Here is a 23,683-nt window from a genome sequence, read left to right as displayed (position 1 = left end):
TCGGACGAACTATCACACCAAGTCCGCAATGATTGATATATTGTCTGAAAATCCGCAGTCCAACCAGGACCGGCTCAGCCAACTGCTGATGGGTATGCGCCTTTTTGGCGTTTGTTATCGCCATGTGCAGGCCGAAGCGCCCTTTGGCCTGAGCTACAGTCATCAGCCCGGCCGCAGCCAGCTGCATATGGTGATTGAGGGCGAGTTGGAGCTGCGCACCGCCAGTGGTTACCAGCGTTTGCTGCCCGGGGATGCTTTGCTGCTGCCGCGCAGCCAGGAACACGCGCTGCTAAGCGAACGGGAACTACCTTGCGCCGATATTCTCTCTTTGGACGCCGAACCGGTGTGCGATCATTTCGGGTGCCTGGGGGCCAACCCGGACAGCAGCCACCGCTTTTTCAGTGCTTGTATGGCCATGGATCTGGGACCGATGCAGCCGCTGGTGGCGCAAATGCCGGAGGTGATCCACGTTGGCACCCTGCTGGGCCGCTACCCCGAGCTTGGTGCCATCCTCGATGCCATGCGCCGTGAGTCGTCTTTGATGCGGGCCGGTGCAGCGGGGATCTTGTCGCGTCTGGCCGAAGTGTTGGCCGCCACCCTCATTCGTGGCTGGGTAGAATGCCAGTGTGATAACAGTACAGGCTGGATACAAGCCATCAAAGATCCACGTATGGGTACCTTGCTAAGCGCTCTGCATCAAGCCCCTGGCCAAGGCTGGACCGTAGCCTCCATGGCCAGCCATATCGGCATGTCCCGCTCGGTATTTGCCGAGCGCTTTAAAGTCATGACGGGCCTGACGCCTCTTACTTACTTGAGTGAACTTCGCATGCAGCTGGCTCGCCAGTGGCTGGAGCAGGACAAGATGGCGTTATCGGAAGTGGTGTATCGGTTGGGGTACGGCTCGAGTAGCGCTTTTTCTCGCGCCTTTAAAAAGGCCACCGGCCAGACGCCGGGGGCCCTTCGCAGCCGTTAGGCCAGCAGCGCCTGCAGATCGCTAAGGGCGCTCACTTCAAAAGTCGGGGTGATGCCGTCCGGGCGAGCCTTGCCGTGGCGATTAAACCAGCAGGTATCAAGGCCCACACCAGCGCCACCGGCGACATCGGCATGGGGGTTATCCCCTACCATCAGTGCTTTTTGCGGCTTTCCGCCCATTTGCTCAAAGGTGAAATGAAAAATATCGGGGTGCGGTTTGGCGATACCGGCTTCTTCTGAGGTGATCACCACATCAAAGATGTCATGCCAGCCAGCTTTGGCTAACCGCCCGGGCTGCATGGCTTTAAAGCCATTGCTGATAATGCCCAGTTTCGCACGGCCTTTGAGGCTCTTAAGTAACGCATCAGCCCCTGCCATCGGCGGGCAGTTATCGACCATTGCTTCCTGGAACTGGCTATTAAGCACCGTAGGGGCAACACCAAAACGTTCACCAAAATGCGCAAACCGGCTTTGTTGCAAGGTGAGCATATCAATTTGGCCCAAATGGTATTGGTCCCATAGCGCTTGGTTTTTGGTTTGAAAATTGCTGTAGCACTGCTCAGTCATGGTGTGGTTATAGCGAGCCAGCAAGCTACCTAAGCCACCTTTGGAATCAAAGTAAAACAGGGTTTCGTCGGCATCGAAAAGCACCCATTGATACTGCATAACATCTCCATGGTGACCTAAAAGCGGGCTGGCAGCCTATCACGGATGCCAGTGAACTTCGATATCGCCAGGGTTTGGGCTGTGGCCGGCGGTGGCCAACAGCGGCGCGCCGAGATGCGCTTCAAGGTAATCAAGGTTCTCTCTTAAGCGGGCCATTTCACCTAACCCACAATTGGCCACCCAGCCAACAAGCTCAAGGCCATCGGCGCGAATGGCTTCGGCTGTCAGCAAGGCATGGTTTACGCAGCCAAGCTTCATCCCCACCACCAAAATAACGCCGCCGCCCCACTGCCGGGCAAGGTCAGAAAACCGCTGTTGGTTGTTCAGCGGTACCCGCCAACCACCGGCCCCTTCCATTAACAGCCAATCGGCACTCTGTTGTTGCCAAGGCGCCATAGCGGCCAGCACCCCTTCTACACTCAAACTCAGCCCAGCCTCAGCAGCGGCTAAATGCGGCGCCACAGGCGGCGCGAAGTAAAAAGGGTTGTGAGTATCCAGCGCTAGCTGCAGATTCGAATGCTGCCAAAGCCTTTGGGCATCATCCCGGCCACCAGAGGCAATCGGCTTTAAGCCGGCAACCACAGCGCCTTGGCGGGCAAGATGCGCCAAGATGGCACAGCTAATATGGGTTTTGCCGGCATCCGTATCGGTGCCGGTTACAAAAAGGCGTTTTGCCATGAAATCAGTCCCACTCGGTAAGTCAGCGGCAGGCCAAGGGCGACGCGCTGCGCTTCCATGGCCGCTACAAAATTATGATATTGGGTTTTGCCCGTCAGCCCCTTCGCCCGCTCTGGCACATGGTGCGCCCCTACCCCTTTTAGACTTTGGCGAAGGGCTTTTAAGTCAGCAAAGTGCACTACAAATTCTTTCACGTCCAAACGGGCGCCAAGGGGCATCGCCAACTTAACAGCGGCTTCATCCGGCATGGTTAACAGGTGGCCCTGGCCCTGCCCCCAAGCGTTGGCAAGCTCCTGAAGGCTGCCGGCAAGAGGCAGCGTTATTGTCGCCTGGCCGCCTAGCGAGAGCACCCGTGCCACTTCATTGAGCGCTTTTTGAAGGTTTGGGCACCACTGCATTGCCAAGTTAGACACCACTAAATCGAGGCTCCCTTCGGCAAAGGGCAACTGCTCGGCATCGGCTTGTATCAACATGGCATCAGGCACTTTACCGGCGGTTTGTGCCAGCATCGCGGCGCTTAAATCCAGGCCCCAGCGCCGCTCGGCGTTCACCCTTGCTAGGCAATGCCCGGTACCGCAACCGATATCCAAGACCTGCGTTGCCGCAACCGGGAGCGCAGCTAACAGCCAATCGCCAACCTGCTGCTGCAATGCGGCGCGGCTATCATAGTGCTGGGCCGCGCTACCAAAAGCGCGGGCAACATTAGCCAAGGCCATGATGCGCCTCCAAGCAGTCTAATAGGCCGCTTAACTGGCTACATTCAAGCCCGGCGTTAAGGGTAATACGCAGCCTTGCTTGTGGCACCGTTGGTGGCCGGATAGCCGGACAAAAATAGCCTTTTTCCAATAAGGTTTGTGAAAGGCTAACCGCGGCTTGGCTACTTGGGCAAAGTACCGGTTGGATGGCGGTGTTTGAGGGGAGCACAGCAATACCACGCTGCTGGCACTGCGCTTGAAAAAAGCCAATCAGCACTGCCAATTTTTCCCGCCGCCAAGCCTGGGTTTGCACCTTTTTAAGGTTGTGCATCACCAAGTTAACTGTCGACAGCGGCAACGCCGTTGAATAAATGTATTCTCGGCAAAGGTTATCAATAGCCTCGCCCAGCACCTTTGGCCCGGCGATAAAGGCGCCGCCGGCGCCAAGTGCCTTACCAAAGGTAGCCATTAATATATCGGGCTTATGCCCTTGCAGTTCCATCAAACCGCGGCCGTTTTGCCCCAGCACACCAATGCCGTGGGCATCATCAATGTAAAGGGTGTGACCTAAGGCATTGAGTGCCGGTATGTCAGCGGTGTCGCCGTCCATAGAAAAAACGCCGTCGCTAACAATAAGGCTAGGCGCCTTAAGCCAAGCATTAAGCTGCGTAACATCCAGATGGCGATAGCGGCGAAAGCGCCCCTGGCTGTGGCGGCTGCCATCTAAAAGCGAGGCGTGGTTTAGGCGGTCATGAAAAACCGGCACGTCCCCGAACAGCGACAGCACACCACTATTAGCCGCAAAGCCTGAAGAAAACAGCCTGACGGTTTCAAAGCCCAGCCAGTCGGCAAGCTGTTCGCAAAGTGCCTGGTGGGCATCGCTGTGGCCGCTGACCAAGGGCGACGCACCAGCGCCACCGCCATCGGTATGGCTTTCTTGTGCCAGGGCGAGATAGTCATTGCCGGCCAAATCCAGGGCGGTAAAACCGGCCACCTTCACATTGCCACTGTCAAGCCGTTCAACTTGGCGACTTTGCCGCCAAAGGCCGTCTGCCCGCGCTTTATCTAAACGCGGGCTCAACCAGCTACTGAGCATTTAGCGCACTTCGTAGTAATTGGTTGGTGCATTTTCCATGGCAATTTGTGCCGAGAGTACGGCTTCGGTGGTCTCGTCATCGGCGCCGTGATACTGCTCGGTATTAATACCAAGCTTTCTAAACAGTTGCAGATCTTTATTGGCTTCCGGATTTTTAGTGGTCAGCAGTTTGTCACCATAAAAAATCGAGTTGGCACCGGCAAAGAAACACAACGCCTGCATTTCTTCGCTCATTTTTTCGCGGCCAGCGGACAGGCGCACATGGCTGTGGGGCATCAGAATGCGGGCAACGGCAATGGTGCGCACAAACTCGATAGGATCTAAATCGTCGACATTTTCCAGCGGCGTACCCTTTACCTTAACCAGCATGTTGATTGGCACCGATTCCGGGTGAACATCAAGGTTGGCCAGTTGCTGCAGCAAACCGGCGCGGTCACGGGCATCTTCCCCCAAACCGACGATGCCGCCAGAGCAAATTTTCATGCCGGCATCACGTACGTGAGACAGGGTGTCCAAGCGGTCTTGGTAGGTACGGGTGGTAATGATTTGCCCGTAGAACTCGGGGCTGGTATCGAGGTTATGGTTGTAATAATCAAGGCCAGCGCTTTTGAGTGACAAAGCTTGGTCAGAGGTCAGCATCCCCAGGGTCATGCAGGTTTCAAGGCCAAGGGCTTTTACCTCTTTGACCATGGTCATCACATAGGGCATGTCTTTTTCTTTCGGGTTTTTCCAAGCCGCGCCCATACAGAACCTGGTGGCCCCAACTTCTTTGGCACGGCGGGCTTCGGCCACAACCTTTTCCACTTCCAACAGTCGCTCGCGCTCGACTTCGGTGTGGTAGTGGCCTGACTGTGGGCAATATTTGCAGTCTTCTGGGCAAGCACCGGTTTTAATAGACAGCAGCGTACTGACCTGTACTTCGTTTTGATTGAAATTTTCGCGGTGGGTGCTTTGGGCGCGGAATAATAAATCGTTAAACGGCAGATTAAAGAGATCTTGGATCTCGTTGATAGTCCAATCGTTACGGAGGCTCACAGTCAGTCCTTATTGTTTGTCTTTGCTTGGCTAGTGTAGAGATAGCCAGTAAGCTGTCAACGCCTACCAGTTAAATATAGTTTACAGTTGGTTGATTTGTGAGCATTTCAGATTCTGACCGCCAGTTTGACCGCCAGCATATTTGGCATCCTTATACTGCCCTTCGCGACCCCTTACCGACTTATCCGGTAACCCGGGCCGAGGGCGTACGTCTTTACCTTGAAAACGGCAGAGAGCTCATTGACGGCATGTCATCGTGGTGGGCCGCTATTCACGGCTATAACCACCCTGCCCTTAATGCCGCTGCAACGGAGCAGCTGAGTAAAATGAGCCATGTGATGTTTGGTGGCATCACCCATGAACCCGCCATTCGTCTATGCCAACAGCTAGTGGCCATGACCCCGGCTCCCCTCGAGAAGGTATTTTTGGCAGACTCCGGCTCTATTAGTGTGGAAGTAGCACTGAAGATGGCGGTGCAGTACTGGCAAGGCCGCGGCCGACCCGAAAAGTGCCGCTACCTTACCCCTCGGCGCGGCTACCACGGCGACACCTTTGGCGCTATGTCGGTAACCGACCCGGACTCCGGCATGCACTGGATGTTTAAAGGCTTGCTGCCAGGCCACTTGTTTATGCCGATGCCAGAGGCCGGTTTTGACGAAAGTGCCGAGCAAGATCTTGTACAGGCAGAGCGCTATTTTGCCGAGCACCACCAACAATTGGCGGCCGTTATTTTAGAACCCGTGGTACAAGGCGCCGGCGGCATGCGCATTTATTCCCCTGGCTATGTAAAAGGTATTCGCGCCCTTTGCGACCGCTATGAAGTACTACTGATACTGGATGAAATTGCCACCGGCTTTGGCCGCACGGGTAAACTTTTTGCCATGGAGTGGGCAGATATTTGCCCGGACATTCTGTGCCTGGGTAAAGCCCTAACCGGTGGCTACCTGACCTTGGCTGCAACCCTGACTACGCAAGAGGTTGCCGACGGCATTAGCGATTCTCCGGCCGGTTGCTTTATGCACGGCCCCACCTTTATGGGTAACCCATTGGCGTGCGCCGTTGCTTGCCAAAGCCTGGCACTACTAAGTGAAAACCGTTGGCAGCAGCAAGTGTTGATGATTGAAAGCCAGCTTAAAGCCCAATTGCTGCCCCTTAAGAACCATGAAGCTGTTGCTGATGTGCGGGTACTGGGCGCCATTGGCGTAGTCGAAGTGAAAACGGCTGTCGACATGGCAAAACTGCAGGCGCAATTTGTGGCACTTGGGGTGTGGATAAGGCCATTTGGCCGGCTGATTTACGTAATGCCGCCTTATGTTATCTCGCCATCGGAGCTCAGCAAACTAACCTGCGCCATTAAAGCCGTTTTATAAAAAAGCCGCCCTTGGGCGGCTTTTTAAAATCCTTGGCGGCTATACACTGCCACGGTATCGCCTAAAAACTGTACCGTTATCGTTTTCTTGCCATCTTTCCATTGGCAGGACTGCGCCTTTAATACCGCATCGCCACAGTTATTGGGTGAGCCTAAGATATCTTCGACTTTATCTCTGTTCATACCCACACTGAGCTCGTTGTAATTTTTCACAGTGACCTTCGAGCAGCCTGTTAATAATGCCGCAACAACAATGGGAAGGATCCAGGGCTTCATCTTTACTCTCCTAACACAATCGGCTTTAGCTTACGCTACCAAGCTAAAGTGCCTCCAGTCTCTGTCGCCATAAATGATCGACCGCTAAAGGTTCGGTTAAGGGCGGCACCACCAGGGTGGTTATTTGACTGGTAGGTTGGTTTGCTAGCTCGCTTAACGGAATATAGTCAGCCCGGCACTCGCCAATAGGGTAAATATTGGCTTCGTACAAAATCACTTCGTGATCGTTGGGATACCATTGGCAGAGTTTTTCGGTCAGCAGTGCCAACCGGTTAGGCTCGGTATCAAAACGCTTTAAGGTCAAATCGCCCGTCACCCCAACCTGCCAAAGGATCAGTAAACTGCCGGGATCAATTTGCCGTTTAAAAATCAAAAACTGGGTGGCCTCCATACCGGTGACACCGCGCCGGCCAGGGTCAAGGCCAAGGTCAGCATAGAGACAGGCATCAGCCGAGATACCAGGGTCGAGCCTGGCGTTGATGTTGGCAGCGTCCGCGGCTTTCATCAGCATATGTGGTACATCGGCAAACACCGCAGGATGCCCATAAAAGACAGCGCAAACACGGCCACCTTCCTTCACAGCATCCATAACGCGGTCGCGCATTAACTGGTAACTCTGTAACCGGGTTTCACCCTGCTGATAAAAAGGATGCAGGGAAATCATGTCTGGCCGCTGTTTTTGCAGCCAGGCCAGGGCAAGACCATCAACTAGCGCAAATACCGTGTCAGCACTGTCGATTTCGCTGTGCGCACGTTCACTTAAATGTTTGCCTAAGGTAATGCCTAAACCAACAATGACCAGACTCATGACAGCGTCTCCTTCTCCTTGGTCATATCCAGACAACTTTGCCCCTTTTCCCTTGCTTCTTTTAAGGCTTTTTGGGCCTGTTGCAGCAGAAAATCAAAACTCTCATCCCCGTGGCCCAGCGCCAAACCAAAACTGATGGAATACAATAAATCCAAATTGGCATCGGCGCCTTTCATACCGGGGCGCTGACAAAGACGCACAGCGTCATGTACCTGTTCGGGTTCAACGTCTAGCGCCACCACGGCTAATTCCGCCGCTCCCAGCCGCCCAACAATGCCCAAGCTTCCAAACGCCTTTTCAAAGCGTTCTGCAACCCGCCGCACTACCCGGTCAGACGTTTGCATACCGTACTGCAAGTTAAAACGCGAAAAGTCGTCAACACTGGCCACCACCACCGCTACCGGCTTGCCTGTACTGCTCAGTAACTCCGCCCTTTTTAAAAGCGTTTGCCGATTCAATAGCTCGGTAAGGCTGTCATGCTCGGTGAGGTTTCTTAAACGTTTTTGCTGGCGGTGATTACGCATCAGCAGCAGCCCAAGGGAAGCACAAACTGCCGCAATGGCAATCAGGCCCAGTACCATCAGCCAGATATGTTGCTTGGCATTGGCATCTTGCAGTTTTAATAAGAGGTTCTGCTGCTCCAGCAACGAGATACGCTGGCGCTGGGTGTCAAAACGCAGCTTGGCTTGTAAGTAGGACAGCCGGGTGTTTTTGCTTTCATTGGCCAGCACCTCCACCGCATGAGCATATTTCTCGGTGTACATCACCAAGGTATTGTCACTCTTTTCTGCGGTGATCTTTGCCAGCAATTGGTAGAGCTCAGCTTGTTCCTTCCACTGGTTTTGGCTGTCTATCATTTCCAGCGCTTTATTGGCCCAGCTATAGGCCAGCGCTTTGTTACCCACCGCAAAAAAGCTTTTGGCAATACCAACGCTGGTACTTATTTGGCCGGTTTTATAACCGACATCATCAAAACCATTTTTGGCTTTTAAAAATGACGTTAGCGCTTCGGTAGGCTGATTTTTTGAAAAATAATAGCGGCCAATAAAAAGGTTAGCGTCAGCAACATAAAGCGCGCCACCACTGGTTTGGCAAAGCGCAATTTGTTTCTTGGCTGCATCTAGCCCTTTAGCCATGCTGTGTTCCATGGAATAGACAGTGGTTAAGGATTGTTGAGCGATGCATTTTTGATAAGGGTCACCGTCTGCCGCCAACTTGACCAAGTGCTCGGCATTACTGAGCGCCGTATCAAAGTCATCAACACGGCTGTACATGTAGGTCATGATGAAAAAGTAATCGACCTTGGCCTGTTTTTCGGTGAGTTTTGAATACAGTTCGCTGGCTTGCATGATGTATTCAAAGCTAGCGTCAAAGTGGCTCAAAATGCCTTCAGCCTGCGCCAATAAATAAAGCGCACGCATTTTACGGTTAGGATTGTCGGTGCTGGCGAGCACCTGCTTTAACGAGGTGATGGCATCCGTGTACTGGCCCCGCAATAACAGTTGGTGCGCTGTTAACAGCTGGTAGCGGATAAGCTCGTCATCGGTTCCGTGGGAAATTTCGTTAGCGAGTTTTTCGAGTAAGGCTTGAGTATTGGCTGGGTCTTTAACGCGGCTGGCTTCGGCCTTTGCCAATAGCTGCTCGATATCATTGCCACTCTCAGCAGCCTTTGCGACTTCAACAAGCCCGCCTAAGGAAACAAGCAGTAAGACTATTATCCCTAGGCGGGTAACCAGCTTCGACACTTAGTCTCCGAAACTGGTAATAACAGACTGAATAGAATTCACTGGCGCAACAGCCGCCAGTACGCCGAGCTTGGCCAGATCTGTATTCACCAGCGCTTGCTGGCAATCTTCACTTAGGCCTTTGGCAGCCATTAACGCAAGGGGGTTTTCATTAAACTGACGAACCAGGCTCGCATCACGACCTAGCTCGTAAAGAAAATCCAATAACTCGACCATAAGTTTGTCACCTTCATTGGTTAACCCAGAACTAATGTACTCCTTTCACGGCCGATGTAAATTGCCTTACCGAGATCCTTGTCTTGTCTGGCCGTGCAGGTATCATGTTTGCTCCTTAACACAGTTAAGCCAAACAAAAGGAAAAAAGGCATGGCGCAAGCGTCGGTAAAAGCAGTATTGGCCGGGGAATTTCCGGTCGGTGCCGAAGTGCAGGTAAAAGGTTGGGTACGTACCCGCCGCGATTCAAAAGCTGGGATCTCTTTCGTGGCCGTTTATGACGGCTCTTGTTTCAATCCCCTGCAAGCCGTTGTGCCTAATTCCCTGGATAATTACGAAAGCGATGTTAAAAAGCTGACCACCGGCTGCTCAGTTTCCATCACCGGTAAAATTGTCGAGTCACCGGCCTCTGGCCAGGCCTTTGAACTGGAAACCAGCAGCGTTGAAGTCTTGGGCTGGGTTGAAGACCCGGATACCTACCCAATGGCAGCCAAGCGCCACAGCATTGAATATCTTCGCGAAGTAGCGCACCTGCGTCCGCGCACCAACATTATTGGCGCGGTGGCCCGGGTACGTAACTGCTTGAGCCAAGCCATTCACCGGTTTTTCCACCAAAACGGTTATTTTTGGATGGCAAGCCCCATTCTTACCGCCTCTGATGCCGAAGGCGCTGGCGAAATGTTCCGGGTATCAACTTTGGACCTGGCGAACTTGCCCCGCACAGACAAAGGTGATGTTGACTTTACTGAAGACTTTTTCGGCAAAGAAACCTTTTTAACCGTTTCCGGCCAGCTAAATGGTGAAACCTACGCTTGTGCGCTGGGTAAAATTTACACCTTTGGCCCAACTTTTCGCGCCGAAAACTCCAACACCAGCCGCCACCTGGCTGAATTTTGGATGGTGGAGCCGGAAGTGGCTTTTGCCGAGCTAAAAGACATTGCCCAGTTGTCTGAAGACATGCTCAAGTTTGTCTTTAAGGCGGTATTGGAAGAATGTCCTGACGATATGGCCTTCTTCCAGCAGCGGGTAGATAAAGACGCCATTAGCCGTTTGGAAAAAATGGTTGATGCCGAATTTGTGCGGATGGATTACACCGACGCCATCGAGATCCTGAAAAACTGCGGTAAAACCTTCGAGTACCCGGTGGAATGGGGCATGGACCTGCAGTCAGAACACGAGCGCTACATTGCTGAAGAACATGTCGGCGCGCCGGTTATTATGCAGAACTACCCCAAAGACATTAAGGCCTTCTATATGCGCCTTAACGACGACGGTAAAACCGTGGCCGCGATGGATGTGCTGGCCCCTGGCATTGGCGAAATTATCGGTGGTTCTCAGCGTGAAGAACGCCTGGACGTTTTTGATGCCCGCCTTGAAGAAATGGGCCTAAGCAAAGAAGACTACTGGTGGTACCGAGATTTACGCCGCTATGGCACTGTGCCCCACGCCGGTTTTGGTTTGGGTTTTGAACGCTTGGTTTCCTATGTTACCGGTGTCCAAAACGTGCGAGATGTGATTCCCTTCCCTCGCGCCGCTGGCAGCGCAAAATTCTGATACAAAAACCCCGCTTTGGCGGGGTTTTCTTTTTGTTGTAAATTACCCTAGCGACAAACAACCAAGGAAGACGTTAGATGACCGGAATTATCGTAGTTGTTGTGATCATTGCCATTCTCGCCTTTTGGCTGGTATCGATTTACAACAAGTTGGTAACCCTCAAAGCCCGCTTTGAAAATGCCTTTTCGCAAATCGAAGTGCAATTAAAACGCCGCTACGATTTGATCCCCAATTTGGTCGAAACCGCCAAAGCCTACCTCAAGCATGAAAGCGAAACCCTGACCAAGGTAACAGAAGCGCGTAATCAAGCCCTGGCATCATTACAAGCGGCCAGTAGCCAGCCGGGCAATGCCGATGCCATCAAAGCCTTAAGTCAGGCAGAGAAACAGCTTTCAAGCAGTTTAGCCGGCTTTAACGTGCAACTTGAAGCCTATCCGGACCTAAAAGCCAGTCAAAACATGATGCAGCTTAGCGAAGAGCTGACGGCCACCGAAAACCGGGTTGCCTTTGCACGCCAAGCCTTTAATGACGCAGTCACCAGTTACAACATCTACCGCAAGTCGTTCCCTAATGTGGTGGTTGCCAGTAGCTTTGGCCACCCCAAGGACGCCGAACTGTTGGAATTTGAAGACAGCGCCGCGATACAAGCTGCACCAAAAGTTAGCTTCTAAGTTATGGATTTTTATAGTCATCAGGACCGTGCCAGAAAAAATACCTTCTGGCTGATGGTCCTCTTTGTGGCGGGATTACTGGTACTGTCGTTCATTACCACCCTGCTGCTTGGGTACGCCATGAATGGCCAAGACCAGGGTTACCCAGCCATTTTCTCGCTTCAGCTTTATTTGTCCGTTACCGGTTTTATCGCCGCTGGGGCGATACTGGCAGCCTTGGTTAAATACGTTGGGCTCCGAGGCGGTGGCGGCCGCAAAGTGGCGGAGTCACTCGGTGGCCGCTTGGTCAACCCTGACAGCCAGGACTTGAATGAACGTAAGTTACTCAACGTCGTGGAAGAAATGGCTATCGCCTCAGGGGTAGCGGTGCCGCCGGTTTACATTCTTGAACACGAGACGGGTATCAACGCCTTTGCTGCCGGCTTTACGCTAAATGACGCGGTAATTGGCGTGACGCGGGGCGCTGTAGACACATTCAACCGCGCTGAGCTACAAGCCGTTATCGGCCATGAATTTAGCCATATTTTTAACGGCGATATGCGCTTAAACCTGCGGTTAGTGGCGCTGCTGTTTGGACTGGTTTGCATTGGCGAGCTAGGCCGGATTTTGATGTATGCCGGCTCTGGCCGGTCTTCAAACAATAAAAAAGATAACAACGCGCTGCCGCTGCTGGGTTTAGCCCTAGTGATAATGGGGTATCTGGGGGTGTTTTGGTCGAAAATCATGCAGGCTGCCATTAATCGCCAGCGCGAGTATTTGGCCGACGCGTCTTCGGTACAGTTTACAAGACACCCTGAAAGCATGGCTTCGGCACTAAAGAAAATTGGCGGCCATAGCACCGCCTCGGTTATCAGCCATGCCAATACTCAAAATTTCAGCCATCTGTTTTTCGGTGCCGCCGGCACCTCAAGCTTTGGCGGTTTACTGGCAAGCCATCCGCCACTCAAGCAGCGTATTTTACGTATTGACCCAAACTGGGACGGAAATTACCTGCGCGCCAGCCCCAATCAAGGCAATGAGCGCAGCAGCAAGGTGCAAAATAGCCGGTCGGCCAATGCCGCAATACAAGCCACTGCCGCCTTAGCAGCCACCCTTCCCCACCAGTTAGATAAGGCCAGCCGCGACCCGTTAGATGCCTGCTACCTGACCTTTGCCATGTTACTGGACCAAGATCCGACTATTCGCGAACGGCAACTGGCGTTATTGGATAACCCCAAACCCGCCGAGCGCTACTACGAGGGATTAAGCGAATTGCAACCGGGGCAGCGCTTTCCATTGCTGGAAAAAGCGATACCTAGCCTTAAAACGATGTCACAAACGCAATTTAATACGTTCAAGGACACCTTGGTTAAATTGACGCAAGCAGACGGCCGGGTCAGCTTGTTTGAGTGGCTGCTTTATCGCTTTGTCACCCACCAAATTAGCGGCCAATTTGAGCATTCAGTGGTTAAAACCAAGTTTAAAAACCTAAAAAGCGTGGCCGCACAGATAGAACTATTGCTAAGCGCCCTGGCTTGGCAAACCCTCGATGCCGGTAGTGCCGAGCGCGCCTTCGGTATGGGTGCCAATACCATTGGCCTTTACAGCCTATCGCTATTACCAGAGGTGCCAGCGCCAACTGAACTGGGTAATGCCCTGAGTCAACTACAACAGGCGTCAGAGCCCGTGCGCCAGCGCTTCTTACAAGGGGCGCTCAAAGCCATTCGCCAAGATGGCAGAGTCAGTGGTGAAGAGGCTGAGTTTTTTAGGGTGTTGGCCGTTTGCTTAGACTGCCCCGTCGCTCTTTAAAAAAACCGACGACCTGTCGTGGCAGGATAATCTCTGGAATGATGTCGTTGAACCAGACGGCTCACGGCGTTTTTACAGTAAGTAAATCAGAGTGACGAAGGCATGACCGCGGCAAAAGCATAGTAGCGGCAGTTCTAGCAGAGGCCACAGCCCTTACTGGCATTTTTTGATGACAGCAGTGATAGGCCTTTTAGCGCTGAAAATGTCAGCGTTTGAGATTTAATGCAAACTAACTAGTCGTCAAAGGTGACACCCACTTCGAAGCCGCTTTCAACAGGGTCACAACGGATCACCACGGCCTCTGTTACAAAGGGCGGGAGTTTTGCCATACCGCCTTCAAGGTGCACGGTTACATGGCTACCCGGCGCAATTTCAGTTTCCAAGCGAATGGCCATACCGTTAGCACTTAAGTTACTGCAAAGGCCACTGAGTTCGCTCCCCTCAACGGTAACCCGTACCTCGGAATTGACTTCCATTCGGCGCTGTCGGCGTAAATCGTCGGTTCTTAGCATGGTATTCCCCTTAGTTGGCCGCATACACGGCATAAAGGCACGAAAATGTCGCTGTCTTCTGCCCTTTACCAGCTTAGAACCAAGGGTGAGAAGTTGACCTTATGACGAGAATTTATACGCCAGCGCCAGAAGGTCAACCTAATTAGCACAACAAAAAACCGGCTGATGCCGGTTTTTTGAATTAGCCCCCACCTAAGCGCTTTTTAAGTTGCTCGCGCAGGTTGGCAGGCAGGCCTTTGATAGTGAGCGTATCGGTAGCTGCGTCATACAGTACCCGCTCGCCAAGGTGCTTTTCTTCAAAGCTGACAGTAACCCCAGCGCCGGTACCGGAGAATTTCACCAATGGCTTAAGTGCGCTTTGCTCGACGGGGAATTTGTCTTCCAAGCCATAGTCGCCCTGTACTGCAAAGTCGGCAAAGCGGCTTTCACCTTCCCAAGGTGGCAGGCTGTCAGACAATTCACTGACCGTGACTTCCTCGCCACTAGCAGCCTTTTCTTTGCAGTAATCAAAAACCTGCTTGCCGACTTCCTGGCGTTCCTGACCCTCAAGACCTGTGGCTGCGCAGTAGTCATCAACTGCCGTTAGTAAGGCTTGGCTCTGCGCTTTGGCATTTACCCCTTCTTCGCAGCCGAGAAAGTCGAGGAAAAAGTCAGACACCTTGCGCCCGGCCCGGCCACGAATAAAGCTAATATATTGGCGGCGTTCGGGTTCAACCTGCCAAGCCGTCAAGTCAATGCTGGCCGCCAATTGCAGGCTTTTTAGTTCTAAAAAGCGGGTTTGCCCCAATTCCAAGGCATCGGTAATGGTCACTGAGTCTTGTGCTTTTAACTGCATCACTAGCAGCTTATCAACGGCCAAGTGCTGGTAATGCGCCAGCAGCAAATAGCCGGTTTCAATCAGCGCATAATGATTAAGCTGTGCTTGCAGCAGATCGGCCGCTTTTAAGGTAAAAGGCACAAACGGCAACTGGCCATCAAGGTAATTAGCCAAGGTTTCAGCAAAACTTGACCCCGTTTCATTAAACGCAGCAAAACCTTTACCTGGCTTGGCGGCATAACTGGCATGCAGTTCACCAATCAGGTTGGTAACCGCCTCAGTGGCAGGCAGGGGTTGTTCACGGGGCTTAACGGTCAGCAGACCTTCCTGGTTAAGATCCAACCGATGGAGGATCACCGCTTTGACTTCAATGCTCATAGTCTATCTGGCTGGTTAACAGGGCGTGCTATGATAGCAGCTTTGATGCTTTACGAGATCGCAAATGCCTTTCCAATCCAAATATAACCCTGAGCAAATCACCGAACTGTCCAGCGATATTCTTGACTTGTTGACGAAGGAAAAAGCCCCAGTTGACTTGGCGCTGATGGTGCTGGGTAATGTATTGAGCAATGTCGTTAATGACAATGTTCCAGCCAATCAACGTGCCAATCTTGTTAAGCAGTTTGCGAAAACACTGGAGCAAAGTGTGGTTAACGGTCACCACTGATTGCCGAAAAACCGATTCGATGTGACAATGATCTTGCCAAATCAACAACTAGCAGACGGGTAATGACAGGAAAGGAAAAGGACGGGCTGGAGCCCAGACTGGCGGAAAAAATCTCCAGGCTGATCAACTGGGGACACTGGTTTGCCTTCTTCAACATCTTGCTTGCCATGCTGATTGGCAGCCGTTATCTGGTTGAAAATGGCCTTCCCAGCAGTTTTTTAGGGTTACTTTACACACTGGTAACCTGGGCGGGCCATTTTGGTTTCCTGACCTTTATTGTTTTTGTTGTTACCCTTTTTCCCATTTCTATTCTTTTACCCTTACCCAGGCTGATAAGGCTTATTGGTGCCCTAGTGGCCACCCTAGGCCAAGTGATCTTATTGGCCGACACCTTTGTTTTTGGCCAGTACCGTTTGCATCTAAATGGCTTTTTGTGGGATCTCATCGCCTCTGGCGAAGGCCAGGTGCTGACTAAGCATTACTTTACCTGGCTCGCCATGGGCGTGCTGATGGTGCTGATTTTCGCGCTGGAATTATTGGCAGGTAATTACCTGTGGCGCCGCCGCCACCGCTTTAAAGAAAAGCGCCTGGGCTTTAACATTGCGGCGCTATTTGTGGTGTGTTTCTTTGCCTCACACAGCATGCATATCTGGGCCGATGCTCGGGTCTATTACCCCATTTTGCGGCAGGGCTCGGTGTTCCCGCTGTCCTACCCGGCGACGGCAAAAACCTTTTTGGCAAGCCATGGCCTGTTGGACATGGATGACTACCAAAAGCGCCTAAGGGATAGCAAGGGCACCCACAGCATGCTCAAGCTACCCCAGACTCTGGCGCCGTTTAAGGAAAAAGATCCCAAGGTTATCGTGGTAGTCGTTGAAGGCCTTCGCGCCGATGCGCTAGATGAAAAGGCAATGCCAAACCTCACGGCCATGGCTAAAAGCGGCATTCGCTTTACCGACCACTTCTCGGGTTCTAACGATGCAAAAGATGGCCTGTTCCCCATTTTTTATGGCATGCCATCGGTTTACCAAAATGCCGTTATTCTCGGTAAGGATCCGTCATTGCTGGTTAAAAGCTTTGAGGACTTAAAACTGCCGGTTGGTATTTTTGCCTCCGATGATATGGAACAAAATAATCTTGCCCAAACCGCCTTTCGGGATAAAAACTTCCCGCAGTACAGCGGCAGTGTCGCCCAACGTGACAGCAGTGCCATTAGCGCGGTTATCCAGTGGACGGCAAAGCAAAGCGGCGGTTATTTTGCGTATTTACAGTTAGGCGCGCCTGCCAGCTTCTCTACCCCAAAGAACTACGCCAACCCTTTCCAGCCAGACTGGCCAGTGGTCAATTTGGCCGAGCTTGATAAAACCAGTGATGTTACCCAGGTCAAAAACCGCTACCTCAATGCCGTTCATTATTCCGATCACTTGCTAGGGGAGCTGGTCGATAGCCTCAAAGCCACCGGAGAGTACGACAACACCATCTTGTTGGTCACCTCAGACCATGGCATGGAGTTTAATGAAACCGGCGGTAATACCTGGGGCTACAACTCTAATTACAGCCGCTACCAAACCCAGGTGCCACTGGTTATTCATTGGCCAGGAAAAACGCCACAGGTGATCAATAAACTTACCAGTCATCAGGATATCCTCCCTACCCTGATGACAGACGCTTTGGGTAGCGATGTACCCGCCAAAAAGTACAGCTCCGGCACAGATCTATTCAGTGACCAAGACCCCGGCTGGATAATCCTGGGCGACTTCCACCAGTTTGCCATCTTGCAACCCGACCGCGTTTTGGTGATGGATAAATTGGGCCAATACAGCATTCGCGATAACCGCTACCGCACTATTAAAAAGGCCCATATTCGCGTTGGTACCCTGATGGACGCATTAAAAGAGCTAAAACGCTTTTATCGATGACAAGAGGCGGCCCACCGGCCGCCTTTTTTATTAAAGCTGCTGTTCTCTTTTGCGTTGATTTTCCAATCAAAAAACCACGCATTTTGGTTATCAACAGCCATTGACTCTAAACACCGGGCAAAAAGTCACCAAACAGTATCCATATCGCCAAAGAAGACTTGCAAGCGCCCCGAGGATGAGTAAACTTGTCGGCGTTGCATAGCCAGTCCCCACGCTTAATGCAGCAACGTGGTCAACGGCGCGTAGCGCAGCCTGGTAGCGCACTGTCATGGGGTGTCAGGGGTCGGAGGTTCAAATCCTCTCGCGCCGACCATAACAGAAAAGCCCTCATCATAGATGAGGGCTTTTTCTTTGCCTGTTGCAAGGCGTATATCATTGGCAAGCGGGCCACTGCTGCTATTAATTGTTAACCTTTTCCCAAAGCATACCCCCATAGCAACGCTAAGCCCGGCCGGTGAAAGCCATTGAATGTTCCCTTGATATCGCCCTCTTCTACTTCAACGCAACCGGCAAAGTCGTCTTTCTAGCCGCTTGTTACTTTTCACCACAAGCTGTCATAACAATCTGCACACATGACAGTTCTTGCTTTGTAGCAAGGCGGTCGTTGCATAAAACCTCACCACTACGGCCATTTTGGCAACACTCAAGGCCGATGACCCAAACTTTACTTGCATCATAAGTACAGATAGGTGAGAGTAGCGGCCGCTGCACAGCTAACCCCCACGCTTAGCAGCAACGTGATTAACGGCGCGTAGCGCAGCCTGGTAGCGCACTGTCATGGGGTGTCAGGGGTCGGAGGTTCAAATCCTCTCGCGCCGACCATAATAAAAAAGCCCTCATAAATGATGAGGGCTTTTTTATTTGCACTAATATTAACAACAGCTTTAACTCTTAAATTTGTCTCAAAGTGTATGATGAGTAAATCACTTTCTGTGTATGGAAGTTAATATTTAATTAAGCAACATACTCCATCTATGAAAAGTAATGCAAAGTATTGAACCTTTTTTATATCGCTGTTCTAAACATTCCAATAAGAAAGGAAATGCTACACTTTTGTCAACTAAAACCTGAGAGAAAAGTAATATACACAATGTTTTAATACTTAAAAGTAGTATGAGAAATCAAAACCCAAATCGTGCATGACAACTAAGATCCTTTATAGAGGCTTTCATGGGCTTACGTACAAAAGTACGCAAAATATTTTGGAAACTTGACGACCGAAATAAAAAAAGAAATGGCTATGATGTTGTCCATTATTTACACATAGGAAAATCTGGCGGTAGCGCATTTAAATACGCCATTCGTGGAGAAAATAAGAAAAATAAACGCGTTATCTTTCAAAATGTCATTTTTTATATTCACGGCCACAACGTTCCCATGATGCAGGTGCCGAAGGGTGAAAAAGTGATTTTTTTCCTAAGGGACCCAATCAAACGATTTATTTCATCGTTTTATGAGCGTTTAAGACAAGGCCAACCTAGGGTTTTCTTCCCTTGGTCTACCGGCGAAAAAGAGGCCTACCAGCATTTTAAAACCGCCAATGAACTTGCATCAGCACTCAGTAGTGAAGATGCCATTCAGCGTCAGCAAGCTGAAGACGCCATGGCGGCCATTGACCACATTCGTAGCCCACAAATATCTTGGGTAGAGTCGCTCGAGTATTTGCGCTCTCGTCGTGATGACGTCTATTTCATTGGCGCCCAAGAAACCTTGAATGATGACTTTCAATTGCTTAAAGCTAAGGCACGGCTCCCTGACAGTGTGCAGTTACCTGACCGAAATAATATTGTGTCAAACACAATGCCCGATGAGTTTGATAAAACACTCTCCGCACAGGCAGAGCAAAATTTGCGCAACTGGTATGCCAAAGACTATGAGTTGATTGCGGTAGTTGCTGAAGAGTTTGCCGATAAGAAGCAGCACTAATGCTTCACCGCTAATAAGGCCCTGATATGAACGTATCAGGGCTTTATTCTTCTCGTTAAAAGCGCCACACTGACGCCCTTTCTGCAAAGGGTGTTTTTCCATGGCTTGGGTGCTTTGCCACATTGACGACAGTTTTTCTCATACCATGCTGCTTGAGCGAGGCAGTGAGTACCAGGTGCTCGATGACGAAGACACCTTGGTGCACTACCTGACCGAAGATTATCTGCGCCTGGTCGCTTTTGCTGGTGAGTTGGATGAAGATCAACAAGAAAGCGCCCGCGAGCGGTTTGAGCATTTGTGCCAACTACTGGAAGGCCAGGCCCTGGCCGATGCCCTTAATGACCTCACCACCGGCCTTAGGCGCATTGTTTATTTGGGCAGCTTGGAAGCGCTTTGCCAAGAGTCCACCCCTTTCGCTGACGCTTTACGCAGCTTTTTTTGGGCAACCGATGATGACGGTGACGAAGACGACCCAACAGCGCCGGTGCCAATGCATCGCGCCGAAGAGCTGGTGGCAAGCCTAGAAGACTTTCTTGTTGAAGGCGATTATCGGCATATCTAACGCTGGCTCAGGGCAACGGCTTTAGTGCTGGCCGCTGCTTTGCAACCACATAGAGTTGGTTTTGCTGCTTATCCTGAGGACCTGGCAATATGGCCAGCCAGTTAGGCCCTTGCTGCCAGCGTGAGCCATCCACCGGCAAGGGAATGCTAAGGGTCTGTTGATGCTTGAGTTTGTCGGCGATGAGCCGGTAAAGGGCTAGGTGGTTTTGGTCTTTTTTTACAGCGATAAAATGACTGCCATCAAGTTTAAATGCCGCCATCAACGGCACACGAAATTCACCACTGCTAAGAGACACCTCCATATCGCTGTCAATTCCCGTTGCCAACGCATGCAACTTACCGCCAGCGAGCAAACGAATGTCTAAATCTACCGATACCGAACCGGTTAATAGCGCCGAAATCACTTTTCCTACCCCCAATTTCACCGCAGGTGTGTAGAGATCGAGGCTGCCATCACCATTTAAATCTTGTTGGCGCAATTCAAAAACCACGCCCTCGCTCTCAAAGCCGGTATCAGGCGCTACCCGATACCCCAAACCATTGGCTATTTTTATGCCGAAATGCACTTCAAAACGTTGGCTCCTATCAAGCAGCCCCTTCGAATGCAGGCTCGAAATAATGATGTCTTTGAGTCCATCACCATTAAGGTCGGTTACCGCTTCCAGGGTGCGAACGCGAAGCTTGCTAAAGTCTTCACCATCATTAAGCCGCAAGGTACGTTTGGCTAGCGGCGTTAATTTAAGACCAGGGGCAAAGACAATGGGTGTTTTGGCAAAACCTCGGCCTTGGCCAAGATAGACCACTAAGCCGTTATCCCCTTCCACCAGCAAATCCGGCACCTTATCAAGGTTAACGTCCACCAAGTGAATCGCTTTTTCCTGGTAATAAGGTGCCCCCATGCGCAGGCTCATAAAGGCCGTTACCGGAACTTCACTTTCCAAAACAAGTTGGTTTTGTTTAATGCGATAAACGCGAAGTGCTGAAAATCCGGGAATAAATAACCGATTGCCGTGGCACCAAGATACTTTTGACAGGTACTTGGGCACCACGCCGCGCCACAGGCTTGGCGCCTGTCCTATCAACAGCGTTTGCAGGTCTTGGTGCAAGTAAACGTTATCTTTCGCAAACAGCAGCAACCGGCCATCATCCATGGCACAAAAGCGGTCGGTGTTATTGGGCAGCGCAATAGACCGAACTTGCCAATGCGCAGTATCCACTGCACTCAGTTGCTTTTGCCCTTTGTCTTGCCCCGCGAGATATAAAATAGGCCCCGCTTGCAGCCAGTCGCCGTTAGCTTGGGTGGGAAGCGCCAGCGCAAACCACTGCGCCGCCCATAGCGGTGCTGAGCAAAAAACACTAACCAGTATCAACGCTGTTTTCAATGGTTTTTCCCTTGCGTTGTGCCTATAAAAAACCCGGGTATAAACCCGGGTTTTAGTTTTACTCATCGTCACTCGGTAGGTTAACGATGGTCATTTCTTTTAACAGGTTATTGGCGCCATCGAGTTTGTCCATCACCCACAGCATGTAACGCACATCCAAATGGATGGAGCGGGTGTTGGCGGTGAAATCCCAATCGCTATTGATGGAATCAAAGGTGCCATCAAACAGCAGCCCGACCAACTGCCCTTTCGCATTCAAGGTGGGTGAACCGGAGTTCCCACCGGTGGTGTCAACCGTCGACAGGAAGTTCACCGGCACCGAATCAAGGGCCTGCACGTAATAAGGGCCATAGTCTTGGTCGGCAATGGCATCGAGTTCGTCTTTAGGCGCATTAAAAGGCACCTCGCCAGTGCTCTTGGCCACGATGCCCCGAAGAGTAGTAAAAGGCGTGAAATAAGACGCCCCTTTCTTGAGGTATTTGGCACCATCCTCATCTTCTTTGATGGTGCCTTTTTCCGGGGTATAGCCCTTCACATGGCCATAGGTGATACGCAAGCTCGAATTGGCATCAGGATAAAGGGATTTGCCCTCACTTTGCTGGTAAGCAATAAGCGCCTGCATAAACTGCGGGCGCACTGCCATAAAATCGCCTTCGGTTTCTTTTTGCGCCGCTTCCATGGCTTGGTATGCACCGTAACTGGCAACAGCAAGTTGAATAAACGGATCGGTGCTGTTTTGAAAGTCTGCAGGGGCTTTATTCAACCAAGCTAGGCGAACGCTGCTGTCGGTAAGGGTAGTATTGGTGTAATAGCCATCGAGGGTCTTACTCAGCTCACTGGTTTTCTCAACAGGCAGTGCCTGGTCAATGGCCGCAAAGCGCTCTTTTTTGGAAAGCGTTTTATAGCGGCTTAACCCGTCCAGCCAAAGTGCTTTATCTACCACCGGATGAAAACGTCGGTCCATGGCTTTTAAGCTGTCAGCAAAGGCATCTTTGTCACGGTTTTGAAAGCCCTCGTCACGCTCTGCATCTGGCTTTTGTTGTTCATTGGCCCATTTGTAAAGCCGATAAGCAGTTTTATATAGCTGGCTGCTCATCGCCTCACCGCGTTTACGGTCAATGCTCTGCTGCTTTTGGGCCTTTTTAACCAGGGCGTTGTAGTCGGCCAGCGCTTGGCCATATTGGCTTTGACGCTGCGGGCTTTGCCGCACCCAACTGGCTAACTTTGCTTCGAACGCTTGCTTGCGAGTCACCAGATCACTCTTAGCAAAACCGGCAATTTGTCCTTCGAAATTTTTGGCGTAATTAAGTAAACCCTTCTGGTACGCGGCATAACGCAGGCACGCATCAGGTACCCCTTTGCAGCTGTCGGCAATCACCTTATCGGTATGCGCCAGGTATTTCTGCATGGCCGGGTAGTAATGGTTTATCGCATATTTCACTTCTTCGCTGGTGCGATAACGATTGGTTCTTCCCGGGTAGCCTGCCACCATCACAAAGTCGTCTGGCGCAACGCCACCGCCGTCAATGGTTAGAAAAGATTTCGGGTGGTAAGGGACGTTATCCTTACTGTAATCGGCACTCTTGCCGTCTTTGCTGACATAGGCGCGCAGGAAGGCAAAATCGCCGGTTTGCCGTGGCCACATCCAGTTATCAATATCGCCGCCAAATACCCCTATGGCTTCGGCCGGGGCATACACCAAACGCACATCCTTGATTTCCAGCTGCTTTAATAGCCGGTACTGGGCACCGCCGTAGTAACTAAAAACCCGGCAGCGATAACCTTCACTGGCTTCACAGGCCGCCACCAAGGCTTTTTCTTTTGCTTGTTCGGCTTGGTAGCGGGCCTTGCCTGTTAACGTCGCCATCGCCGCATCAATGGCGTCGGTGACATCAGTTATCGACTCGGTTACCCAGATCCGGGTGCCCGGGGCGGCCGGTTTTTCCTGTGTCATGGTGTCGGCGAGAAAGCCGTCCACGGTTAAGTCATGCTGCGGCGTGCTGTTATATTGCAAGCTGCCAAAAGCGCAATGGTGGTTGGTTACCACCAGGCCTTTGGGAGAGACAAAAGAGGCGGTACAGCCCCCTAAGCTCACCACCGCATTCATCGGTGCTTTGGTGAGGTCGGCCAAGTCGGTAGCGGGGATCTCAAGGCCGGCCTTTTTCAAGGTGTCGGCCATCTGCGGCAGTTGGCTCGGCATCCACATTCCTTCGTGCGCGAAGGCTGACGCCGACAACAAGGCCAAGGACAGCAAGGCTTTCATTCGGTACTCCGTTGTTGGAAGGCTAAAGCACAGGCAATCCTGCCCTTGCTTTTTTAGTAACAAGCCCCAT

22 protein-coding genes and 2 tRNA genes are annotated in these 23,683 nt (G+C 51.6%); 11 read left to right on the top strand and 13 right to left on the bottom strand.

The genetic code is table 11. The annotated features are described in order from the left end of the window. Positions 1–28: 28 nt before the first annotated feature. Positions 29–973, top strand: coding sequence for an AraC family transcriptional regulator (locus DW350_RS09315; RefSeq protein ID WP_192954865.1), 945 nt, complete (start codon positions 29–31; stop codon positions 971–973). On the opposite strand, the gene yjjG is transcribed toward DW350_RS09315, so the two are convergent. From yjjG to bioB, 5 genes are read right to left on the bottom strand one after another with little or no spacing between them, the layout of a single operon-like run. After that, positions 970–1,638 (bottom strand): pyrimidine 5'-nucleotidase, encoded by a 669-nt coding sequence (yjjG, locus tag DW350_RS09310; protein WP_115718599.1) that lies wholly within the window; start codon positions 1,636–1,638, stop codon positions 970–972. The two genes, DW350_RS09315 and yjjG, sit on opposite strands and share 4 nt — an antisense overlap. A gap of 39 nt (positions 1,639–1,677) precedes the next feature. Beyond that, complete coding sequence (bioD, locus tag DW350_RS09305) at positions 1,678–2,316, bottom strand: dethiobiotin synthase (protein ID WP_115718598.1); 639 nt, start codon at positions 2,314–2,316, stop codon at positions 1,678–1,680. Continuing rightward, positions 2,295–3,032, bottom strand: a complete 738-nt coding sequence (locus DW350_RS09300) for a methyltransferase domain-containing protein (protein WP_115718597.1) — start codon at positions 3,030–3,032, stop codon at positions 2,295–2,297. Before DW350_RS09300 ends, bioD begins: the two co-directional genes overlap by 22 nt. Then, positions 3,019–4,107 (bottom strand): aminotransferase class I/II-fold pyridoxal phosphate-dependent enzyme, encoded by a 1,089-nt coding sequence (locus DW350_RS09295; protein ID WP_115718596.1) that lies wholly within the window; start codon positions 4,105–4,107, stop codon positions 3,019–3,021. Before DW350_RS09295 ends, DW350_RS09300 begins: the two co-directional genes overlap by 14 nt. Further along, positions 4,108–5,142: a biotin synthase BioB gene (bioB, locus tag DW350_RS09290; RefSeq protein WP_115718595.1), complete on the bottom strand. Its 1,035-nt coding sequence runs from the start codon at positions 5,140–5,142 to the stop codon at positions 4,108–4,110. Positions 5,143–5,246: 104 nt separating this feature from the next. Here bioB and bioA point away from each other — a divergent pair, with 104 nt between their 5' ends. After that, the gene (gene bioA / locus DW350_RS09285) at positions 5,247–6,512 is read left to right on the top strand and encodes an adenosylmethionine--8-amino-7-oxononanoate transaminase (protein ID WP_115720602.1); all 1,266 of its coding nucleotides are present in this window, start codon (positions 5,247–5,249) and stop codon (positions 6,510–6,512) included. A 23-nt stretch (positions 6,513–6,535) separates the two neighbouring features. Here the strand turns inward: bioA and DW350_RS09280 are convergent, their stop codons facing one another. Genes DW350_RS09280 through DW350_RS09265 form a run of 4 tightly spaced genes read right to left on the bottom strand, consistent with a single transcriptional unit; the run spans position 6,536 to position 9,556 of the window. Beyond that, positions 6,536–6,787: an outer membrane protein assembly factor BamE gene (locus DW350_RS09280; protein ID WP_115718594.1), complete on the bottom strand. Its 252-nt coding sequence runs from the start codon at positions 6,785–6,787 to the stop codon at positions 6,536–6,538. 43 nt (positions 6,788–6,830) lie between these two features. Then, positions 6,831–7,595 (bottom strand): SAM-dependent methyltransferase, encoded by a 765-nt coding sequence (locus DW350_RS09275; RefSeq protein ID WP_115718593.1) that lies wholly within the window; start codon positions 7,593–7,595, stop codon positions 6,831–6,833. Continuing rightward, positions 7,592–9,340 (bottom strand): GGDEF domain-containing protein, encoded by a 1,749-nt coding sequence (locus DW350_RS09270; protein ID WP_115718592.1) that lies wholly within the window; start codon positions 9,338–9,340, stop codon positions 7,592–7,594. Before DW350_RS09270 ends, DW350_RS09275 begins: the two co-directional genes overlap by 4 nt. After that, entirely contained in the window at positions 9,341–9,556 is a 216-nt protein-coding gene (locus DW350_RS09265; protein ID WP_115718591.1) for a hypothetical protein, read from the bottom strand. A 150-nt stretch (positions 9,557–9,706) separates the two neighbouring features. Between DW350_RS09265 and asnS the strand changes: the two genes are divergently transcribed. The 3 genes from asnS (at position 9,707) to DW350_RS09250 (ending at position 13,566) form a co-directional block, all read left to right on the top strand. Further along, positions 9,707–11,107 carry an asparagine--tRNA ligase gene (gene asnS / locus DW350_RS09260; RefSeq protein WP_115718590.1) on the top strand — a complete coding sequence of 467 codons (1,401 nt, stop codon included), beginning with the start codon at positions 9,707–9,709 and terminating at the stop codon, positions 11,105–11,107. Between the two features lie 77 nt (positions 11,108–11,184). Beyond that, positions 11,185–11,778, top strand: a complete 594-nt coding sequence (locus tag DW350_RS09255) for a LemA family protein (RefSeq protein ID WP_115718589.1) — start codon at positions 11,185–11,187, stop codon at positions 11,776–11,778. A 3-nt stretch (positions 11,779–11,781) separates the two neighbouring features. Beyond that, entirely contained in the window at positions 11,782–13,566 is a 1,785-nt protein-coding gene (locus tag DW350_RS09250) for a M48 family metallopeptidase (RefSeq protein WP_115718588.1), read from the top strand. Between the two features lie 233 nt (positions 13,567–13,799). Here the strand turns inward: DW350_RS09250 and DW350_RS09245 are convergent, their stop codons facing one another. Together DW350_RS09245 and yejK are read right to left on the bottom strand one after the other, a co-directional pair. Beyond that, complete coding sequence (locus DW350_RS09245; protein ID WP_192954864.1) at positions 13,800–14,078, bottom strand: PilZ domain-containing protein; 279 nt, start codon at positions 14,076–14,078, stop codon at positions 13,800–13,802. 181 nt (positions 14,079–14,259) lie between these two features. After that, entirely contained in the window at positions 14,260–15,273 is a 1,014-nt protein-coding gene (gene yejK, locus DW350_RS09240; protein ID WP_115718586.1) for a nucleoid-associated protein YejK, read from the bottom strand. 64 nt (positions 15,274–15,337) lie between these two features. Here yejK and DW350_RS09235 point away from each other — a divergent pair, with 64 nt between their 5' ends. The 6 genes from DW350_RS09235 (at position 15,338) to DW350_RS09210 (ending at position 19,969) form a co-directional block, all read left to right on the top strand. Next, positions 15,338–15,562: a YejL family protein gene (locus DW350_RS09235; protein WP_115718585.1), complete on the top strand. Its 225-nt coding sequence runs from the start codon at positions 15,338–15,340 to the stop codon at positions 15,560–15,562. 62 nt (positions 15,563–15,624) lie between these two features. Next, the gene (locus DW350_RS09230; protein ID WP_115718584.1) at positions 15,625–17,481 is read left to right on the top strand and encodes a DUF3413 domain-containing protein; all 1,857 of its coding nucleotides are present in this window, start codon (positions 15,625–15,627) and stop codon (positions 17,479–17,481) included. Between the two features lie 236 nt (positions 17,482–17,717). Continuing rightward, positions 17,718–17,794, top strand: a tRNA-Pro gene (locus tag DW350_RS09225). Positions 17,795–18,226: 432 nt separating this feature from the next. After that, positions 18,227–18,303, top strand: a tRNA-Pro gene (locus tag DW350_RS09220). A gap of 348 nt (positions 18,304–18,651) precedes the next feature. Further along, positions 18,652–19,407, top strand: coding sequence for a sulfotransferase family 2 domain-containing protein (locus tag DW350_RS09215; protein WP_115718583.1), 756 nt, complete (start codon positions 18,652–18,654; stop codon positions 19,405–19,407). A 100-nt stretch (positions 19,408–19,507) separates the two neighbouring features. Further along, positions 19,508–19,969 carry a hypothetical protein gene (locus DW350_RS09210; RefSeq protein ID WP_115718582.1) on the top strand — a complete coding sequence of 154 codons (462 nt, stop codon included), beginning with the start codon at positions 19,508–19,510 and terminating at the stop codon, positions 19,967–19,969. Between the two features lie 7 nt (positions 19,970–19,976). On the opposite strand, the gene DW350_RS09205 is transcribed toward DW350_RS09210, so the two are convergent. Continuing rightward, positions 19,977–21,350, bottom strand: coding sequence for an FG-GAP repeat domain-containing protein (locus DW350_RS09205; RefSeq protein WP_152032961.1), 1,374 nt, complete (start codon positions 21,348–21,350; stop codon positions 19,977–19,979). Between the two features lie 58 nt (positions 21,351–21,408). Continuing rightward, positions 21,409–23,613, bottom strand: a complete 2,205-nt coding sequence (locus DW350_RS09200) for a S46 family peptidase (protein ID WP_115718580.1) — start codon at positions 23,611–23,613, stop codon at positions 21,409–21,411. Positions 23,614–23,683 lie beyond the last annotated feature (70 nt).

Origin of the sequence: Gallaecimonas mangrovi (assembly GCF_003367375.1) — a bacterium.
Classification (GTDB): domain Bacteria; phylum Pseudomonadota; class Gammaproteobacteria; order Enterobacterales; family Gallaecimonadaceae; genus Gallaecimonas; species Gallaecimonas mangrovi.
Note: the sequence above shows the minus strand (reverse complement) of the source record. Positions and strands in the feature narration are given on the sequence as shown.

Coding starts and splice junctions, on each gene's coding strand:
- DW350_RS09235 (WP_115718585.1), top strand. CDS start 15,338: ATGCCTTTCCAATCCAAATATAACCCTGAGCAAATCACCGAACTGTCC.
- bioD (WP_115718598.1), bottom strand. CDS start 2,316: ATGGCAAAACGCCTTTTTGTAACCGGCACCGATACGGATGCCGGCAAA.
- DW350_RS09300 (WP_115718597.1), bottom strand. CDS start 3,032: ATGGCCTTGGCTAATGTTGCCCGCGCTTTTGGTAGCGCGGCCCAGCAC.
- DW350_RS09245 (WP_192954864.1), bottom strand. CDS start 14,078: ATGCTAAGAACCGACGATTTACGCCGACAGCGCCGAATGGAAGTCAAT.
- DW350_RS09250 (WP_115718588.1), top strand. CDS start 11,782: ATGGATTTTTATAGTCATCAGGACCGTGCCAGAAAAAATACCTTCTGG.
- DW350_RS09315 (WP_192954865.1), top strand. CDS start 29: ATGATTGATATATTGTCTGAAAATCCGCAGTCCAACCAGGACCGGCTC.
- DW350_RS09255 (WP_115718589.1), top strand. CDS start 11,185: ATGACCGGAATTATCGTAGTTGTTGTGATCATTGCCATTCTCGCCTTT.
- yjjG (WP_115718599.1), bottom strand. CDS start 1,638: ATGCAGTATCAATGGGTGCTTTTCGATGCCGACGAAACCCTGTTTTAC.
- asnS (WP_115718590.1), top strand. CDS start 9,707: ATGGCGCAAGCGTCGGTAAAAGCAGTATTGGCCGGGGAATTTCCGGTC.
- DW350_RS09275 (WP_115718593.1), bottom strand. CDS start 7,595: ATGAGTCTGGTCATTGTTGGTTTAGGCATTACCTTAGGCAAACATTTA.
- DW350_RS09265 (WP_115718591.1), bottom strand. CDS start 9,556: ATGGTCGAGTTATTGGATTTTCTTTACGAGCTAGGTCGTGATGCGAGC.
- DW350_RS09280 (WP_115718594.1), bottom strand. CDS start 6,787: ATGAAGCCCTGGATCCTTCCCATTGTTGTTGCGGCATTATTAACAGGC.
- yejK (WP_115718586.1), bottom strand. CDS start 15,273: ATGAGCATTGAAGTCAAAGCGGTGATCCTCCATCGGTTGGATCTTAAC.
- DW350_RS09230 (WP_115718584.1), top strand. CDS start 15,625: ATGACAGGAAAGGAAAAGGACGGGCTGGAGCCCAGACTGGCGGAAAAA.
- DW350_RS09215 (WP_115718583.1), top strand. CDS start 18,652: ATGGGCTTACGTACAAAAGTACGCAAAATATTTTGGAAACTTGACGAC.
- DW350_RS09210 (WP_115718582.1), top strand. CDS start 19,508: ATGGCTTGGGTGCTTTGCCACATTGACGACAGTTTTTCTCATACCATG.
- DW350_RS09295 (WP_115718596.1), bottom strand. CDS start 4,107: ATGCTCAGTAGCTGGTTGAGCCCGCGTTTAGATAAAGCGCGGGCAGAC.
- DW350_RS09200 (WP_115718580.1), bottom strand. CDS start 23,613: ATGAAAGCCTTGCTGTCCTTGGCCTTGTTGTCGGCGTCAGCCTTCGCG.